Source organism: Bowmanella yangjiangensis (genome assembly GCF_017255015.1).
In the GTDB taxonomy this organism is placed as follows: Bacteria; Pseudomonadota; Gammaproteobacteria; order Enterobacterales; family Alteromonadaceae; genus Bowmanella; species Bowmanella yangjiangensis.
The window spans coordinates 1-1,840 of record NZ_JAFKCS010000155.1; the positions used below are offsets into that span (position 1 = coordinate 1).

Below are 1,840 nucleotides of genomic sequence, written 5' to 3' on the forward strand. Positions count from 1 at the left end.
TGGGTGCAGGACCTTTGGCCAGAAAGTCTTGCCGCCACCGGGTTCATCCGTAATCCGCGTGTGCTCAAGGCAGTGGGGTGGATGGTCAAGGCCATCTATCGCTGCTGCGATCTTCTGTTGGTGCAGTCCCAGGCTTTTGTCGAGCCGGTTGCCCGCTACGCGGAACGTCAGAAGATTATTTATTACCCCAATTCCATTGATGTCCAATACTCTCGCGTAGTAGGCATCCCGGAGGATTTGATCGAGACCCTGGATAATCACTTTTGCGTGACCTTTGCCGGCAATCTCGGGACGGCTCAGGCCCTGGAAACTCTGGTTCAAGCCGCTGTTCATCTGCGTGATGACCCAGATATTCGCCTGGTGTTGGTGGGCAGCGGTAGTCGCTTGCCCTGGCTCCAGGCACAAAAGCAGGCCCACGGGCTGGATAATCTGATCCTTCCTGGGCGCTTCCCCATGGAGGCTATGCCGTCGATCTTCGAACGCTCATCCGCGCTGCTGGTTTCCCTTAATGCAGAACCCATATTTGCTCAGACCATACCCAGCAAGATTCAGGCTTATCTTGCTGCTGGTAGGCCTATAGTTGCAGCCCTTGATGGCGAAGGAGCGCGTGTTGTGCATGAGGCGAAAGCAGGGTTGGCATCTCCGGCCGGGCAGGTGCTGCCGCTGGTCGCGAACATTCGCAGCATGTTTGCTTTGAGTGCTGAAGCACGCGCCGCAATGGGAGGCTCCGGGCAGGCATATTTTACTGAGCATTTTGAAATGCAAATGCAAACCCGCCGCCTCACGGAGTTGCTAGAGCAGGCGTGTAAATAAATGACCTTGTACCTGTTTCCTGCAGCATTCATGGCCAACACGTTTGCCATGATGTTGGTGATGATCGGCTTGAGTCTTTTGGGGCGATCCGAGCTGGCAGCTGATTTCGGGATCGTTCATGGTGCTACTGTCGCCTTGTTTTATGCGTTCTCCGGTAATGCTCGTAGCTTGATTATCGGCGGTAGCCAGATTGGTACTGTTGATATTCTGCGTCTTCGCAGCCTGATGGTGGCCCCGCTCTTTGTTCTGGCATTCGCGCTCAGTGTGGGTGTCGTGGACGTGCAATGGCCGATTGCCTTGCTACTCGTGAGCCGGCGCGCTTGTGAGTGGCTCGCTGAGGTGTTTCTCAGTGAGCATGAGGTCAACAGGTCCGGCAACCTGGTGCTGTGGTTCTTCCTTACCCAGGGGGCATTAAGCCTGGGTCTGCTTCTGGTTTTGGGATTTGATGCGCCATTCTCGCTGGCCGTTTTGGCGGTCTGGGCATTCTCTCCTCTGTTCTGGAGTGTGCGTGGGAGCTTGCTTCATTCGGCGTGGAATAGTCACAGCAATATGCTCATTGTGCGTAGCATGTTGCCGCACCTGGGCTCCACCGCAGTTATCGGTGTCTGCGTCTATGTATTTCGGCTATTCATTCTGCACCTGACTGGTAAGTCGGTCGCCGGGGATTTGTTTGCTGCGTTTGCCATAGGCGGCATTCTCGGGGCGGTCTTTTCGCAGGTCCTCGGGCCTACCCTGGTCAAAGCCGAGCGGGATGCTGGCGGCGCTCCTCTGTTGCCGACAGTGTTGACGATTGCCTGTGCACTGTCGTTGTTCGGAGGAATTGCGTTATCAGGTGTTGTGCTCGTATTCCCGACTGCACTGGATTGGACTGGTAAAGGCAACCTGTTCTGGTTTGCCATAGGTTGTTCGCTTGTCGGCGGTGTAGTCATGGTGTTGGCACAACGAATTCGCTTGCGGATTCTTCAGAACAGTGCTGGGCAGGACGTATTTGGTTCGGACATGCTCGCTAATGTGCTACTGATCAGTT

2 protein-coding genes are annotated in these 1,840 nt (G+C 55.2%); both read left to right on the forward strand.

The genetic code is table 11. From position 1 onward, the window contains the following. A partial coding sequence (locus J0A65_RS22845; protein WP_206596600.1) for a glycosyltransferase family 4 protein occupies positions 1-813 on the forward strand: 813 nt, incomplete at its 5' end. Beyond that, the coding region (locus tag J0A65_RS22850; protein ID WP_206596601.1) for a hypothetical protein at positions 814-1,840 on the forward strand (1,027 nt) is incomplete at its 3' end.